Below are 15,818 nucleotides of genomic sequence, written 5' to 3'. Positions count from 1 at the left end.
AGTACTGGTCAGAAATGGACCCGCCAAAGTAGCAGCACTATCCCCCGGCCCCAAGCCCTGATGTAAAGCACCAACCGGCCGGGCGGATGGACCTCCACCTATCCGGAGCGGCTCGCGGCCTTCAACAGCGACTGTGCCTGTATACGGGACACCGGCGCCGGCATGAAATAGGTCTCCTTCGTCATACACGGTGACGACTTTCAAAGCGGATGAAGGCGCCACGCCCACGACGCCAGCTTACGGATGCGGTCGGCAACTTGTACTCGCACGCCACCTCCTGACACAGCGCGCCTGGCTAGGTGCCGCAAGTCGTTGTCTGAGAAGCGCAAGAGACGTCCCATGTCATCACGTTGAAGACGCTGCAGCCAACCCCTGAGAGACCTGCCGGCCTGCCGCAAGCACACCGTGAGAGCGCTCCCACGATTTCCGCTACTCTCGACCCGAGCGATTCGTTCGGCATGCACGCCCATGGTTCGGCATCGGCGCCGAAGAGAGAAACAGCGAGGAACACCTATGCGCTACGGCCACTTCGATGACGCTGCCCGCGAGTACGTCATCACGACCCCGCACACCCCCTACCCCTGGATCAACTACCTGGGGTCCGAGGAGTTCTTCTCCCTGCTCTCGCACCAGGCTGGCGGCTACTCGTTCTACCGCGACGCGAAGATGCGGCGCCTGACGCGGTATCGCTACAACAACATCCCCGCGGACGCCGGCGGCCGCTACCTCTACATCAACGACGGCGGGGATGTCTGGACCCCCAGCTGGCTGCCCGTCAAGGCCGACCTCGACTTCTTCGAGGCCCGGCACGGGCTCGGCTACTCCGCGATCACGGGCGAGCGCGGCGGTCTACGGGTGAAGACCCTCTTCTTCGTGCCGCTCGGCGAGACGGCCGAGATCCAGAAGGTCGAATTCACGAACACGACGGATGTTGTCAAGACGTTCACGGCGTTCTCCTTCGTCGAGTTCTGCCTCTGGAACGCCGAGGATGACCAGACCAACTACCAGCGCAATCTCTCCATCGGCGAGGTCGAGGTCGAGCAGGATTCACCGCACGGCTCGGCCATCTATCACCGCACCGAGTACCGCGAACGCCGCGACCACTACGCCGTCTTCGCGGTCAACACGCGCGCCGACGGCTTCGACACCGACCGCGACACGTTCGTGGGCGCGTACAACTCGCTGGGCGAGGCATCCGTTCCCCGCTCGGGAAAGTCGGCGAACTCGGTGGCGAGCGGGTGGTATCCGGTCGGCTCGCACTCGGTCGAGATCACGCTCGAGCCGGGCGAGACGAAGTCCCTCGTCTACGTGCTCGGCTACGTCGAGAACCCTGTCGGTGATAAGTGGGCAGACGACGCCCACCAGATCATCAACAAGACGCCGGCGCACGCGCTTCTGGGCCGCTTCGCGACTGCAGATCAGGCGGATGCCGCGCTCGAGGCGCTGCGCGACCACTGGTCGAACCTGCTGTCGAAGTACTCGGTGAGCTCGGGCGACGAGCGCCTCGACCGCCAAGTGAACATCTGGAACCAGTACCAGAACATGGTCACGTTCAACATGTCGCGTTCGGCGTCGTACTTCGAGACCGGCATCGGCCGCGGAATGGGCTTTCGCGACTCCAACCAGGATCTGCTCGGATTCGTGCACCTCGTCCCCGAGCGCGCCCGCGAACGCATCATCGACATCGCCTCGACGCAGTTCCCCGACGGATCCGCGTATCACCAGTACCAGCCGCTCACGAAACGCGGCAACAACAACATCGGCTCTGGGTTCAACGACGACCCGCTCTGGCTGATCGCGGGCGTAGCCGCCTACATCAAAGAGACCGGCGACTTCGGAGTCCTCGACGAGCCGGTGCCGTTCGACAACGAGCCCGGAAGCGAGGTGCCGCTGTTCGAGCACCTCACCCGCTCGTTCGAGTTCACGGTCGACCACCGCGGCCCGCACGGGCTGCCCCTCATCGGTCGTGCGGACTGGAACGACTGCCTCAACCTCAACGCGTTCTCCACGACGCCGGGCGAACCGTTCCAGACCACCGAGAACAAGACCGGTGGGGTCGCCGAGTCCGTCTTCATCGCCGGACAGTTCGTGTTCTACGGTCCGGACTACGCCGAGCTCGCCGAGCGCCGCGGCCTGACCGACGTCGCCGAGCGCGCTCGCGGTCTCGTCGACGAGATGCGGGATGCCGTGCTCACCCACGCGTGGGACGGCCGGTGGTTCCTGCGCGCCTACGACTACTACGGCGGCAAGATCGGCACCCACGAGCATCCCGAAGGCAAAATCTGGATCGAACCGCAGGGCATCGCCGTCATGGCCGGCATCGGCGTCGGGTCGGGCCCCGATGACGCCGACGCGCCGGCGATCAAGGCGCTCGACGCCGCCGAGGAGATGCTCGGTACCGCGCACGGGCTGGTGCTGCAGTACCCCGCCTACACGACCTACCAGGTGCACATGGGTGAGGTGTCGACGTATCCGCCCGGGTACAAGGAGAACGGCGGCATCTTCTGCCACAACAACCCGTGGGTGATGATCGCCGAAACCCGGGTGGGCCGCGGCGGCCGAGCCTACGACCTCTACAAGCGCATCGCCCCCGCATTCCGCGAGGAGATCAGCGACGTGCACCGCCTCGAGCCCTACGCGTACGCGCAGATGATCGCGGGCAAGCAGGCAGTGCGGCACGGCGAGGCGAAGAACTCGTGGCTGACGGGAACCGCGGCCTGGAACTTCGTGGCGATCTCGCAGCACCTGCTGGGGGTGCGTCCCGACTACGACGGCCTCATCGTCGACCCGCGCATCGGGCCCGAGGTGCCGGAGTTCACCGTCACGCGCGTGCTGCGCGGAGCGACGTACGTGATCACTGTCACGAACTCGGGCGCGGATGGCGCGGTGGCGAAGCTGACCGTCGACGGCGCCGCGATCGACGGCAACCTCGTGCCGCACGCGCCCGCCGGGAGCACCGTGCGGGTGGAGGCGCGCGTCTAGCCAGATCCGACGCCGCCGGTTGCTGGCCCGTCGCAGACGTAGAACCCCTGAGTGATGGTCCGAGCCTTGGAGCTCCCAGGCTCTGCACAGTCACTTATCGACGATCGGATCTGAGTAGTAGCTGTCCGACATGGGCCCGTTCTGAGGTGCGTGCAATGCTCTTGCAGGAACGTTAGCGGTGGTTTGCGGCTGTCTTACTTTTCTTGCATCTGACCGCGCGGTTCCCCGTCCAACCTTGCGATATAGATCTAGAAGCTCTGCTACTCGAGAAAAGAGCATGGCACGATCGGAACGTGGTATCGAATGACGCGCCTTAAACTCCCGGCACTCAACGATGATCTCCTCGGCCATCTCAAGCCACTCACGTTCTTCCCGGCCGCTGCCCCTACCACTAACTCCGAATGACTCGCCACAGCGAATTATCCGATCGAGTTCGGCTGTTAGACCTCGAACCATGGATCGTGGGACGTTGCTTGCAGCTCGGCTGGTCCGCATGCCTCCGGCGATGTGCATAGCTTCGACATGGCTATGCGATGTCTTCGCCGCCTCGATCTGCTGCCGTAGCAGCCTTGCTTGAGGTAGCCAGGCCAGGTCCGCCTCAGTCAAGTATCGAAGCGTCCTCTCCGCCTGGCGGATAAGCATGTTCGTTGATCTCAACCACACTTTGACTGTCTGACTGCCCCGCTTCGATTCAGACAATGATTTGCCCTCACGAGCAGCTTTCCCCAGAGCTTGAATTGCGTTCGCGACCTGATCTTCCGTACCAGCGACGGGGCCGCGTAAGCCGCGGCATTCCTCCCCTGACAACTGTGCATATGAAATTGAATTGGCTCGAACCATTGCTTTCCGCTCCCTATGTGGAGCGATTGTTCCAGTGAGACGACGGCGAGAGGTACCCCCACTTCGAGTGCTCCCAAAAGCACCGTCAGCGCTGGGGCATCGCAAATGTCGGTGGCACCGTGCATCCTGCAATATTCGCCACTCGGCGGGTGCCGCGACACTGTAGAGCGCGGCTGGCTGGGCCCCACAGCAGTGGGCCCTCGCACCGAGGGATGCACCATGTTCCACTCCGCACTCACTCCCACCGACGCGCCTGATCCGGCCGTCATCGGCCGACTCACGTCGACTGCGACGATGGGCGCCGACACGGCTGTCGGCATCCTCGTCGTCCTGTTCCTGCTCCTCGTCGCCGCCGGCGCCGCGCTCACGATCTGGCTCGTGATCCGCTCCCGCGCGAAGGCTCGCGTCGCCGCTCTCTCCCCCGCCGAGCGCGAGTTGCACGACGCGCGGCTCGAGTACCGCTCGCGCATCACCGCTGCGGAACGCGCGCTCGATACGGCGACCAAGGAGCGCACGCGCCGGCTGAAGGCATCCGAGAAGGCCGTCGCCAAGGCGCACTCGGCGACCACCCAGACGCTCGCGAGCTATCGCGGTCGCGACGGCGCGGCATCCGTCACGCCGATGTCGATCGTGGTGCCGCAGGGCAGATTCCCGCTCACCGCGTCGGTCAGTGCCACGGTCGACACGGCCGGCAACCTCGCCACGAGCAGCCGGTCCACGCTCACCCGGGTCGGCGCCGGCGCTCTGCTGTTCGGTCCAGTCGGCGCCATCGTAGGCGCCACCGCCAAGAAGACGCGCATGCACGACACCCGCGAGCTGTACCTGCTCGTTCAGGGTGATCAGTTCGCCACGCTCATCACCTGCAATCCGGATGACGGCGCCCACGTTCGCCAATTCGCGATCGCGGTCAGACAGGCGGCCCTCAACGCCGACGCCGCGCGCGCGGCGCTCGCCCAGTCCGTGGCGCAGGCGGAGCAGGCGCTCGCATGGGAGCAGCAGAACACCGCCCCCGTGGATGCCGCCCGCAGCGCCCTGCACCAGGTCACCGCCGACACCATCCGGCTCGACGCCGCGAACCGCGCGGCCACCGAGGAGCGGGCGCGCACCGCGGGAGCGGATCCCACGACATCCGCGTCCTGAGGCCCGTGCCAGCTCCCTGAGCGAGCTCAGCAGCCCGCCCTGCGCCCGGGGCGCGCGCGGCACCCACCCCTGCGCCCTGCGCACCCTGAGCGAGCCCAGCGAGTCGAAGGGGCACGTGCACAGAGACGTTTCGTCTCGCTCCGCTCGCTCAACGAGCACTAGGCAGCCCGCACCCACATAGCGACAACCACAGAAGGAGAACCATCATGAAGAACATCCAGACCGCATTCCGCGCCTGGCCCGCCGGGCTGCGCATCCTGTCGTATGTCGTCGCCGGCGTCGTCGCGATCGCGCTCGTCGGTGGATCGGCGGCGCTGAGCTACGCGACGTTCCTCGCGCCGCCGCTGCACCGGGCGACCGTCGCTCGGTGCCATCACGACTTCACAGCGAAGAACGCGCGTGAGACGTGCGTGGGCGGCGACGTCGCAAAGGCGAAGTCGCTCGAGCACACCTACCTCGCCGAGCAGAGGAAGCAGGAGAAGATCGAGCGCTGTCAGGACGACTACTCCGACGCATCCGCGGCCATCCTGTGCGAGGTGGACAAGACCGCTCAGGCCGATGCCGCTCAGAAGAAGGCGGATGCCGCCGCCGCGGCCGCCGAGAAGAAGGCGACCGAGGGACAGTCGTACGACAATCCGTATCCGGCCGGCACGAAGGCATCCATGCAGAGCACGAACCGCCTCGACGGATCCGTGGTCACCTACACCGAGTGGATCACCGGTTACGACGCCAACTGGACCGGCTACGACTCGTACGAGGCGCCCGATGCCGGCATGAAGTACATCGCGTTCATCGTGAACGTGCAGGCCACGGATGCCGGTGTGGATGCCGGCACTCTCGCCTACGACGCCAGCTTCACCGACCCGAACGGAACCGTGTACTCGCACGCCGACGCGCAGTACGGAGCCTCGAACCAGATGCCCCAGGTCACGCTCGGCGCCGGTCAGCAGGCGAGCGGCATCGTCGTGTTCGAGGTGCCGATCTCGGTGACAGGTGGCGTCGCCACGTTCGGCGACGGTTCGGTATTCGAGGCGCTGCAATAGGACGCGGGCTTCGCGTCACCTGGTCAAGACTGTCGGTTCGCATCCGGATACGCCGATGGGCTGGGCCAGCTGACGCGGAGCCGCACGACCGGCCAGGCTGCGCTCAGCGCACGAGCCATCCACCGTCCACCGGAAGAACAACACCGTCGATGTAGTCGGATGCCGGCGATGCCAAGAAGGTGACCGCGCCAACGACATCCTCGGGCCCTCCCCAACGGCCAGCGGGTATACGGTCGGTAATGGCACGCCGCGCATCAGGGTCGCTCCGACGCTGCGCGGTCATCGCCGTCTCGATGTAGCCCGGGGCGATCGCGTTGACGTTCACGCCGAATGCCGCCCACTCATTGGCAAGGGCACGCACGATGCCGACGACGCCGGTCTTGGTGGCCGTGTAGGCGACGAGATTCATGCCGCCTTGAAAACTTTGCATCGAGGCGATGAAGACGATCTTGCCGCGGCCCTGCTCGAGCATCGTGCGCCCGACCTCGCGCGCCAGGGTGAACGACGCTGTCAGGTTCACGCCGACGATGGCCTCCCAATCACCGTCGGTGTGATCGACCGCGGCGGAGCGGACGATGCCGGCCGCGTTGTTGATCAGGATGTCGACAGACGGCCGGCATCGCCGCAACCGCTGTGCAAGCTGGTCCAGCTCAGCACGAACGGACAGATCCGCGCACATCGACAGGTAGTCACGCCCCAGTGCAGTCACCGCGTGTCGCACGGGCTCATCGCTCCCCGGTCTTCGCGCCACCCCGATCACATCAGCGCCCGCAGCGGCGAGGCCGAGTGCGATCGCTCGGCCCATGTCGCCGTTGACGCCCGTGACGACCGCGCATCGTCCGGAGAGGGAGAACTGCGGTGGCGTGGTTCGACCTGGTGCCCCGGCCTCCCCCGCCGGGGCACCACTCACCATCACGTGCCGCGCCTATCGGCCTTCGTGAATTTTCTGGGCCGCCTTGAGAATGGGCAGGCCGGTCGCGATGTCTTTCGACAGGTCAGGCAGGCTCTTGTAGAGTCCGCCGTCGACGAAGAACTGACCCGTCGCTTTCAGCGTCTTCTCGGTCGAGCCGTCCTTCATCTGCTTCAGGGCTTCATCCAGAGTCGGGAACTGGCGGAACGACATGGAGAACTCGGCTGCGGCCTTCGTGCCCTTGATGCCGGCATCCGCGTAGTAGTCCTGCATGTAGTCCAGCGCCTTGGAGTGGTGCGCATCGATGTACTCGTTCGCGCGGTAGACCGCCTCCGTGAACCCGGCGGCCGCTTTCGGGTTCGAGTTAGCGAACTTCGGTGTGACCACGTAGGGGTCGATGATGCTGATTCCCGCTTGTGCTCCATTGCACACGATCTTGAACTTGTCCGAGCCCTTGAGGAGGTCGTAGTCGCCCGATGAGTCGGTCGTCCCCGCTTGGATCTGACCCGCGATGAGCGCTTGGCGTACTGCAGGCGAGTCCAGAGGGACGATGTTCAGCTTCGACGGATCGACCCCGAACTTGTTGGCGCACGCGTAGAGCACCTGACTCCAGGTGCTGTTCGTCGTCGTACCGACCTTCCCCGTCTTCAGGATCTCGGCGGGCGAGCTCTTCGCAAGCTCTGACTTCGGCATCACGAGCTTGAGGTTCTTGTCTTCGTGCATCTCGGTGCCGACCGTGATGAGCCCGAACTTCTGGTATCCGGTGATGGCAGGCGGTGAGCCGATCCAGCCCGCCTGCCAGTCGCCCGCCGCACCTGACCCGAGGAGCGCGGCGCCGTTGGCCGCGTAGGTGATCTTCACCTCGAGGTTGTTGTCGGCGAAGTATCCGAGCTTCTGAGCCAGCCAGAGCGGGAATCCGCCCTCGTTCGCCTGGCTGGCGAGCGTGATCGACGTCATCTTCGACGACGTCGACTTACTTGATGAGCTGTCGGATGTCGTCGAGCTGCAACCCGCCATGGCTGCGGCGATCAGAGCTGCCGAAGCAACAGCTGCGACGGTGCGAAATGTGTGCTTGTGCATGAGTGTCTCGATCTCTTGATGGAGGGGGGTGCATGGGTAGGTCAGTGCGTGGTGATCTCTTCTCGAACCAGGTCCCAGATCTCCTTCCTCAGCTCGTTGAAGTCGCCGTACGTCATGGCGTCTTCGATGTCGCCTGTGCGCCACGGCGCATCGTGTGGAATGGAGATCTCCTTCTTGATGCGTCCGGGCCGTTTGGACATGACGACGACACGGTCGGCGAGGTACACGGCCTCCTCGACGCTGTGCGTGATGAAGAAGACCGTGGACTGCATGCGCCGGTGAAGGCGTGAGACCTCTTCTTGCATGACAGTCCTGGTCTGAGCGTCGAGGGCGGCGAACGGTTCGTCCATGAGCAAGATCTCCGGGCGCACGATGAGAGCTCGGGCGATCGCGACACGCTGCTGCATGCCTCCGGAAAGCTCTTTCGGATAGGAGTTCCTGAACTGTTCGAGCCCCATCAGAGTCAGTTGCTCCTTGATGCGCTCGGTTCGCTCGACCTTCGAGACATGCGCAACGCTGAGTCCGAAGCCGATGTTCTGGGCGACCGTCTCCGACGGGAAGAGCGCGAATCTCTGGAACACGACACTGCGCTTCGGGCCCGCCGGCCCTGCCGGGCTCCCGTCGACGAGAATCTCTCCCGTCGACGGCTCCTCCAGGCCGGCGGCGATCATCATCAGCGTGGACTTGCCGCAGCCGGACGGACCGACGATCGTGACGAACTCCCCCGTGCCGATCGACAGGTCCGTCGTCTCGAGCGCGTATGTCTCGCTCTTTCGCGTGGTGTAGGTCTTCGATACTCCTCTGATCTCCATCTTCGGAGTCGCGTCGTTCATGTCGGCCTCTCTCATCGGGGCTCCGGTCTTGATCACGGTGGTGTTCATTTGCTGTCCGTCTTCCACGGCAGGGTCCAGACTTCGGCACGGGCGATCAGGAAGTCGATGAGCGTGCCGACGATCCCGATCACGATGATTCCGACGAAGATCATGGCGACGTCGCCGTTGAACTGACCTTGGGCGATCAGGAACCCGAGGCCCTCTTTGCCGACGATGAGTTCGGCCCCGACCAGCGCCATCCATCCGTTGCTCACCGCGATGCGCGCACCCGTGAAGATCGACGGTGCGGCGACCGGCACGACAACCCTTCGGAGAATCGTCATCGGGGGCGCCCCGAGCGTGCGTGCGGCATTCGTGAGGATCGGATCGACCGTGCTCACGCCGAGCTGGGTGTTGATCACGCACGGTGGGAACGCGGCGATGAAGACCACCAACGCCTGAGCACTCATGGATGCCCCAAGCCAGAGGACCGCGATCGGAACCCATGCGAATGGCGGGATGTAGCGCAGTACCTCGAAGATCGGGGTGACCGCCGCGCGCACGGGTGGCAGCCACGCCAGGACGATCCCCAACAGGACGCCGAGCAGGATGCCTGCGCCGACACCCAACGCCCATCGCGCCAGTGACAGCCCGAGATGTCCCATGAGCGTCGCGCCGGCGAAGGGCTGGACGGTCAGGCCGAAGAGCGTGGCGATCACGGTGACGGGCGACGGGAGGAAACTCGAACCGACCAGGTGCAGGACATCCGTCGCGAGGAACCAGGCCGCGAGCACGCACAACAGCGTGACGGCGCCGTAGACGAACGGTTGTGACGCGACCCTCACGCTTCGGTTGCGCGTCGAGGACGCGCTTTTGATCTGGGTCATCTAGTCCTCCGCCCAGGGCGCGATCCATTGGGCCGCCGAACTGATGAGGATCGAGAGGGCAGCGCCGAGAATCCCGATCGTGCCCATGGCCACGAGAAGCGTGTCCAGGTCGAGAACGCGCGACGCGTTGAGCGCAACGAAGCCGAGCCCCGCGGTCGCTGCGAGCATCTCGGCGGCCACCAACGTGGTCCACGCGTTGCCGAGTGCGATCCGCGCCCCGGCCAGAATGGTCGGAAGCCCCGTGCGCACGACGACCCGCATCAGAATCTGCGGCTCGCTGGCGCCCAGTGTTCGAGCGGCGCTCACGAGCAGCGGGTCGATCGACCTCACCGCTTCGATCGAGTTCATCACCCACGGAACCAGCGCCGCGACGAACACGACGGCCACCCGCGCGACATCGCCGATGCCCAGCCACACGATGGCCAGCGGTATCCACGCAAGCGGTGGCACGGGCCTGATCAGCTGAAACAGCGGCCAGACGATCCACCTGGCACGCTTCCACCAGGCAACGGCGATGCCGAGAGGGATGCCGATGATGCCGCCGAGCGCCCATGCTTCAAGGACCACGCCGAGGCTGGCGATCGCGTGCCCCCACAGTGTCGATCCGAGATACGGCTCGGAGAGCATGGTGATGAATTGCGTCGCGACGCCCTGCGGCGGCGGGAGGAACAAGGGCTGGATCAGTCCACCCGGCAGGGTGAGCAGATACCAGATGATGACCAGCACAACGGCAGCGATGACGCCGATCAGCACGCTCTTGCCACGTGCCAGTTCGCGGCGCCACATCGACTGCGTGCTCGGCTTGCGCGGCGCAGCGCGACGCGTCGACCTCACGGCGACTGTCATGAATTCACGCTCCGTCCATACCTCTGTGCCCGGTGATACCTCTGTGCCCGGTGATGTGCCATCGGCTATCCGTCAGTCGAGCGGTTCGTGCGACCGGCTCGTCGCGTCATCGAGAAGCTGAATGCAGATGCGATCGAACGCACCCGTGAACGGGAATTCGCCGCGACCGTCCTCCCGCACCGGCGAGAGCCGGTCCGCCCCGACGTCCAGCCCCTGGAACGCCAGGAAATACTCGAAGGTCTCGGCCAGTCGTAGCTCGCCGGCGGCCGCTCCGTCGACCGTCATCGTCACGGTGCCGCCTGTCCCGACATCGTCGATGACGAATCGCACCGCGACGTCGCATTCACCGGCCGGGAGCTCCGTCGTCGAACGGAGCACCTTGTGGTCGCTGTAATAGTTCAGGTCGTACACGAGCCTGCCGTCCTCGACCAGGATGCAATAGCCGCTGTTCCAGCTTCCGTGCGCGATCAATACGCCCGACTCAGTTCCGAGAGGGCGGTCGATCGTCGTGCTGACCTCGAACGACCTCCCGGCGATCGGTGCGGCGGCGCCGTTACCGAGGTGATGCATCCCTCGGTGATACACGAACCTCTGTCGGGCCCGCGGGGAGTGCGGTCGGAATCTCACATTGGTGCGGAGGGCGAATCCACGGTCGTCCAATGGCAGCACCTGATTGCGACGCGCCTCTTCCCACCATGCGTCCACGAGCTCTCGCAGATGTTCGGGCTCCTCGGCTGCCAAGTCGTGACACTCTGAGAAGTCCGAATCGATGTGGTAGAGCTCCCAACGGTCGTCAGCGAAGTCGGTTCCACTCGGATGGAACGCGACCGCCTTCCATCCGTCCTTCCAGACAGCTCGATTTCCCACGGTCTCGAAGTACTGGGTGCGTGGAGGCGCCACGGCGTCCGGCTGCAGAAGGACGTCCTTCATGCTGCGTCCGTCGAAGGGCAGCTGTGCCACGCCCCGGTATTCCGCCGGAGCGGTCGGGCTCAGACCGATGAGGTCGAGCACGGTCGGCGTGATGTCGGTGACGTGCTGAAAGCGCTGCACGCGTCGCGCGAGGGGGATCGGCAGGCCCGCAGGCGGTGCGATCATCATGGCCGTGCGGATGCCGCCGGCGTGCGTGTTCTGCTTGTACCTCTTCAACGGCGTGTTGGCCGCCTGCGCCCAGCCGAGCGGATAGTTGATCTGTGCCGAGCGGCCGTCGATCTCATCGGCGCGACGCACGACCTCTGCCGCATCGGGAAAGTGCCCGTTCTCATACTGCGTCGTGTTCAAGACGCCGTGCCGGCCGCCCTCCTGACTCGCACCGTTGTCGGAGAGAAGCACGAACAACGTGTCGTCGAGCCGACCGAGTTCCTCCAGACTCGACAGAAGCCGTCCGATCTCGGCGTCGGTGTGTGTCAAGAATCCCGCGTAGACCTCCTGGAACTTCGTATAGGCGGCACGCTCGTCCTCGCTGAGGGAGTCCCACGCATCGACATCCGCGTTCCTCGGGGGAAGTTCAGTTCCGGGTGGAATCACGCCGAGTTCCAGTTGCTTTCGGAATCGGCGCTCACGGATGACGTCCCATCCTTCGTCGTATGCGCCGCGGTATCGCTCGACGAACTCGCGCGGCACCTGGAACGGGGTGTGCGTCGCCCCGAGGGCGAAGTAGAGGAAGAACGGCTTCTCGGGCGTGATCGACGTCTGGTCGCGCACGAATTCGACGGCGTGATCCACGAGATCGCTGGTGAGGTGGTAGCCATCCTCCTCCGACATCGGTTGGTCAACGACGTGGTTGTCGTAGAAGAGTTCGGGCGTGAATTGATCCGTCAGCGCCTCATGAAAGCCGTAGAAGCGCTCGAACCCGCGACCGAGCGGCCACTGGTCATATGGTCCGGCTGCGGTGGTCTGATCGATCGGCGTCATGTGCCACTTGCCGATCGCCATCGTGTTGTAGCCCTGGTCGACGAGCATCTCCGCAATCGTCGCCGCCTCGTGACCGATCCGTCCCCGGTAACCCGGGAAGCCGTCGTCGACATGCGACAGATAAGCCATGCCGACGGCGTGGCTATTGCGGCCGGTCATCAGGGAGGCTCGCGTCGGAGAACAGAGTGCCGTCGCATGGAAGTTCGTGAACTGCACGCCGCGGGCGGCCAACGAGTCAATCGCGGGGGTCGCGATCTCAGAGCCGTAGCATCCGAGACTGCCGAAGCCCATGTCATCCAGCACGATGAAGACCACGTTCGGCTTTCCGACCGCCTCGGGCTCCTCTGGCCACCACGGACGCGAGTCCCGATACGTCGTTCCGATTTCACCTCGGAATGGGATGCCGGGCCTTAAGGACACGCTGACTCCTTCGTCGCTACCACGAGCAATCTCTACTAGATCGATCTACTTGGACGATATGGGGTTGTTGCGTCTAGAGTCAAGGGAAAATATGATGCTCTTCAGGTCGCTCATGAAAATCGGTGACCCGAGTAGTAGAACGATCTAGTTTGGGCGATGGAAGGCACGAGATGCGCACCGCGACGAACTGGGAGGCGCGATGAGCCGGCCGTCGAATGCGGCGCACGTCACACTGGCCGACGTCGCCGCGCACGCCGGGGTGTCACGAGCGACGGCATCGCTCGTCCTGCGCGACACCGGAAGCCTGACCGAAGACACTCGCAACCGCGTGCGGGCGTCGATGAACGAGCTCGGCTACGTCTACCATCGGGGTGCCGCATCGCTGCGAGCGAGCCGGACGCAGTCGATCGGCGTCATCGTCTCCGATATCTCCAACGGGTTCACCGCCGAACTGACCGTCGGGCTCGAGGAGGCGCTGGCCGCCGCGGGCGTGGTGGCTCTGATCGCCAATACCTTGGAGAGCACGGATCGCCAGGAACTCCTCGTGCGGTCGATGCTCGAGCGCCAGGTCGACGGGCTGCTCATCATCCCCGCGATCGGAACCACACGGGCGATGGCCGAGCGGCTCTCCACCGTCGGGGTCCCCGTCGTGATCGCGAGCCGTGACATCGCGGTGCCAGGGTTGTCGTACGTCGGCATCGACAACGTGACCGGCGGTTCGTGCGCTGCGGAGCATCTGTTGACGCACACGAATGGGCCCGTCGCCTTCCTCGGAGGATTCACCGAGCTCGGCCCGCGGCAGGATCGCGTCGCCGGGATCAAGCGAGCTCTGGCGACAGCATCCGATGCCTGGCTCGAGGTCGACATTCCCGGTCCACCGAACGGATCATGGGGGCTTGAGACAGCGAGGCGGCTGCTGGACGACGGCTCCCTCCCGCCGACCATCATCTGCCTGAACGACCAGGTGGCGTTCGGCGTGTATCGCGCCCTTCGCGAGGCTCGCCCCGAAGGGCCGAGTCCGGTACGGGTGGTCTCGTTCGATGACGTGGCGGAGGCGGCGCTCTGGGAACCGCCGCTCACGACGATCGCGGCGAGCGGACACGAGGTCGGAGTTCGTTGCGCCGACATCCTGCTCGGCCGCATCGAGGCCCCGGACGGTCCCACCGTGCGCACGCTGATCACCCCCACCATCGTCGTTCGCGAATCATGCGGATGCCTGGTGTGAGACGGCGCATCAAGCTGAGTAGCGCGGTCAACAGGGCGCATACCGTTACGAACTCGCGCAGGGGAATGGGTATATGGGAGAAGCGGTAACGGATAGCTCGAAAAGAGCCGAAAGGGAGCAATGAAGTCAATGTCGAACTGCGCAGCAGTCATGCCCGAGCTGGGGACCATCGAGATTAAGGACGTCGGCTATCCGAGCATCGGGCCACGAGAAGTGATCGTTCAGGTCGAAGCGGTCGGCGTCTGCGGCTCCGACACCGCGTACTACAGAGTCGGATACATCGGTGATTGGGTCGTCGATGGTCCGCTCATTCTGGGGCATGAGGTCGCCGGCCGTGTGCAAGATATAGGCAGTGCCGTCACGCAGGTGAAGGTGGGAGACCGCGTCGCGATCGAGCCGGGACAACCATGCCGAGACTGTCGGGACTGCCTGGCCGGCCGCTACCACCTGTGTCCGCGGCTGAAGTTTCTCGCCACGCCTCCGCACGACGGAGCTCTGACGGAATACCTGGCGATGGACGAGCGCAACCTATATGTGCTGCCCGACTCGATGACGTTCGAAGAAGGCGCGCTGCTCGAACCGCTCTCCGTCGGCATCTGGGCCTGTCACCGGGCCTCTCTCGAGCCCGGTGACGACGTGCTCATCACCGGTGCCGGCCCCGTCGGCATCCTCGCGGCGCAGACGGCCCGCGCCCTCGGTGCAGCGAGCGTCACCGTGATCGACGTCTCCGAGTTCCGGCTCGAAGTGGCCCGCGGGCTCGGATTCGTCACCGAACGCAGTGACGCACCATCCGACACGGAATTCGACGTATTCCTGGAATGCTCGGGCGCACCGGGAGTGCTTGGGGCCGGACTCTGGAGGCTGCGGACCAACGGTCGCGCGGCGATGGTCGGAATGCCCAAGAAGGATGTCGAGCTCCCGCTCTCTCGGTTGAACTTGAAAGAGCTCACAATCAGCCTCGTCAATCGCTACTCACACACCTGGCCCACCGCGATTGCGCTGGTTGCTTCCGGCCGGGTCGACGTGCAGTCGCTCGTCACACATCGTTTCACACTCGATGAGACGGAAGAGGCGATCACGTTGGCGTCGCGTGTCCCCGACTCGATGAAGGCGATGATCTTCCCGCAACAGCGCAAGAGTTGAAGCATGACGATCCGGCCGCGCACCGCCGCGATCTTCTACCGAGCGCAGCGATCCGATTGCGGGCACTCACGCACGACTTAAACGCAAGAAGGCCACCCGTCGATGGGTGGCCTTCTTGGCTAAGTTAAGTCCGGCGGTGTCCTACTCTCCCACAGGGTCCCCCCTGCAGTACCATCGGCGCTGAGAGTCTTAGCTTCCGGGTTCGGAATGTGTCCGGGCGTTTCCCTCTCGCTATGGCCGCCGAAACAGTGTGTGATGTTTCAGTGTTTGTTCAACACAAAGCGTGTTTGTGTTGGTTCTCGACCGTACATCGAGAACCACTCAGTGGACGCGGGCATCGGGCTCCTCATACCAGCCTTACAACGGTATGAGAATGGTGATTATCAAGTTGTTGGCTTATTAGTACCGGTCAGCTGCACAGGTCGTTAGTCCCTGCTTCCACATCCGGCCTATCAACCCAGTCGTCTGGCTGGGAGCCTCTCACCCTAAAGGGCATGGAAGTCTCATCTTGAGGCCGGCTTCCCGCTTAGATGCTTTCAGCGGTTATCCATCCCGAACGTAGCTAATCAGCGGTGCTCC

At 64.5% G+C, this 15,818-nt stretch carries 12 protein-coding genes and 2 rRNA genes; 6 read left to right on the top strand and 8 right to left on the bottom strand.

The features are described from left to right. Positions 1–513 precede the first annotated feature (513 nt). The 3 genes from H623_RS0100490 (at position 514) to H623_RS0100480 (ending at position 6,005) form a co-directional block, all read left to right on the top strand. Entirely contained in the window at positions 514–2,982 is a 2,469-nt protein-coding gene (locus H623_RS0100490; protein WP_022898991.1) for a glycoside hydrolase family 94 protein, read from the top strand. 1,059 nt (positions 2,983–4,041) lie between these two features. Then, positions 4,042–4,962, top strand: a complete 921-nt coding sequence (locus H623_RS0100485; RefSeq protein ID WP_022898990.1) for a hypothetical protein — start codon at positions 4,042–4,044, stop codon at positions 4,960–4,962. A gap of 206 nt (positions 4,963–5,168) precedes the next feature. Continuing rightward, positions 5,169–6,005 carry a hypothetical protein gene (locus tag H623_RS0100480; RefSeq protein ID WP_022898989.1) on the top strand — a complete coding sequence of 279 codons (837 nt, stop codon included), beginning with the start codon at positions 5,169–5,171 and terminating at the stop codon, positions 6,003–6,005. A 103-nt stretch (positions 6,006–6,108) separates the two neighbouring features. Here H623_RS0100480 and H623_RS16980 read toward each other — a convergent pair whose 3' ends face one another. Both H623_RS16980 and H623_RS0100470 read right to left on the bottom strand, forming a co-directional pair. Beyond that, positions 6,109–6,918, bottom strand: coding sequence for an SDR family oxidoreductase (locus H623_RS16980; protein ID WP_022898988.1), 810 nt, complete (start codon positions 6,916–6,918; stop codon positions 6,109–6,111). A 12-nt stretch (positions 6,919–6,930) separates the two neighbouring features. After that, the gene (locus H623_RS0100470; protein WP_022898987.1) at positions 6,931–7,872 is read right to left on the bottom strand and encodes an ABC transporter substrate-binding protein; all 942 of its coding nucleotides are present in this window, start codon (positions 7,870–7,872) and stop codon (positions 6,931–6,933) included. Between H623_RS0100470 and H623_RS21875 the strand changes: the two genes are divergently transcribed. Next, positions 7,859–8,014, top strand: a complete 156-nt coding sequence (locus H623_RS21875) for a hypothetical protein (protein WP_022898986.1) — start codon at positions 7,859–7,861, stop codon at positions 8,012–8,014. The genes H623_RS0100470 and H623_RS21875 overlap by 14 nt on opposite strands. A 22-nt stretch (positions 8,015–8,036) precedes the next feature. Here H623_RS21875 and H623_RS0100460 read toward each other — a convergent pair whose 3' ends face one another. From H623_RS0100460 to H623_RS0100445, 4 genes are all read right to left on the bottom strand, one after another. Further along, positions 8,037–8,876, bottom strand: a complete 840-nt coding sequence (locus H623_RS0100460; protein ID WP_022898985.1) for an ABC transporter ATP-binding protein — start codon at positions 8,874–8,876, stop codon at positions 8,037–8,039. Then, positions 8,873–9,694, bottom strand: a complete 822-nt coding sequence (locus H623_RS16975) for an ABC transporter permease (RefSeq protein WP_022898984.1) — start codon at positions 9,692–9,694, stop codon at positions 8,873–8,875. Before H623_RS16975 ends, H623_RS0100460 begins: the two co-directional genes overlap by 4 nt. Further along, positions 9,695–10,540 carry an ABC transporter permease gene (locus tag H623_RS0100450; protein WP_022898983.1) on the bottom strand — a complete coding sequence of 282 codons (846 nt, stop codon included), beginning with the start codon at positions 10,538–10,540 and terminating at the stop codon, positions 9,695–9,697. Between the two features lie 72 nt (positions 10,541–10,612). Further along, positions 10,613–12,871, bottom strand: coding sequence for an arylsulfatase (locus tag H623_RS0100445; RefSeq protein ID WP_022898982.1), 2,259 nt, complete (start codon positions 12,869–12,871; stop codon positions 10,613–10,615). Positions 12,872–13,070: 199 nt separating this feature from the next. Here H623_RS0100445 and H623_RS0100440 point away from each other — a divergent pair, with 199 nt between their 5' ends. Both H623_RS0100440 and H623_RS0100435 read left to right on the top strand, forming a co-directional pair. Further along, positions 13,071–14,096 carry a LacI family DNA-binding transcriptional regulator gene (locus H623_RS0100440; protein ID WP_026939752.1) on the top strand — a complete coding sequence of 342 codons (1,026 nt, stop codon included), beginning with the start codon at positions 13,071–13,073 and terminating at the stop codon, positions 14,094–14,096. 150 nt (positions 14,097–14,246) lie between these two features. Continuing rightward, complete coding sequence (locus H623_RS0100435; protein ID WP_211217951.1) at positions 14,247–15,239, top strand: NAD(P)-dependent alcohol dehydrogenase; 993 nt, start codon at positions 14,247–14,249, stop codon at positions 15,237–15,239. Positions 15,240–15,367: 128 nt separating this feature from the next. Here H623_RS0100435 and rrf read toward each other — a convergent pair. Together rrf and H623_RS0100425 are read right to left on the bottom strand one after the other, a co-directional pair. Further along, positions 15,368–15,484 (bottom strand): 5S ribosomal RNA (gene rrf / locus H623_RS0100430). 134 nt (positions 15,485–15,618) lie between these two features. Beyond that, positions 15,619–15,818, bottom strand: a 23S ribosomal RNA gene (locus H623_RS0100425); the annotation flags it as partial.

It is taken from the genome of Humibacter albus DSM 18994, assembly GCF_000421825.1.
GTDB lineage: Bacteria > Actinomycetota > Actinomycetes > Actinomycetales > Microbacteriaceae > Humibacter > Humibacter albus.
This window is presented reverse-complemented; position numbering and strand designations above follow the sequence as displayed.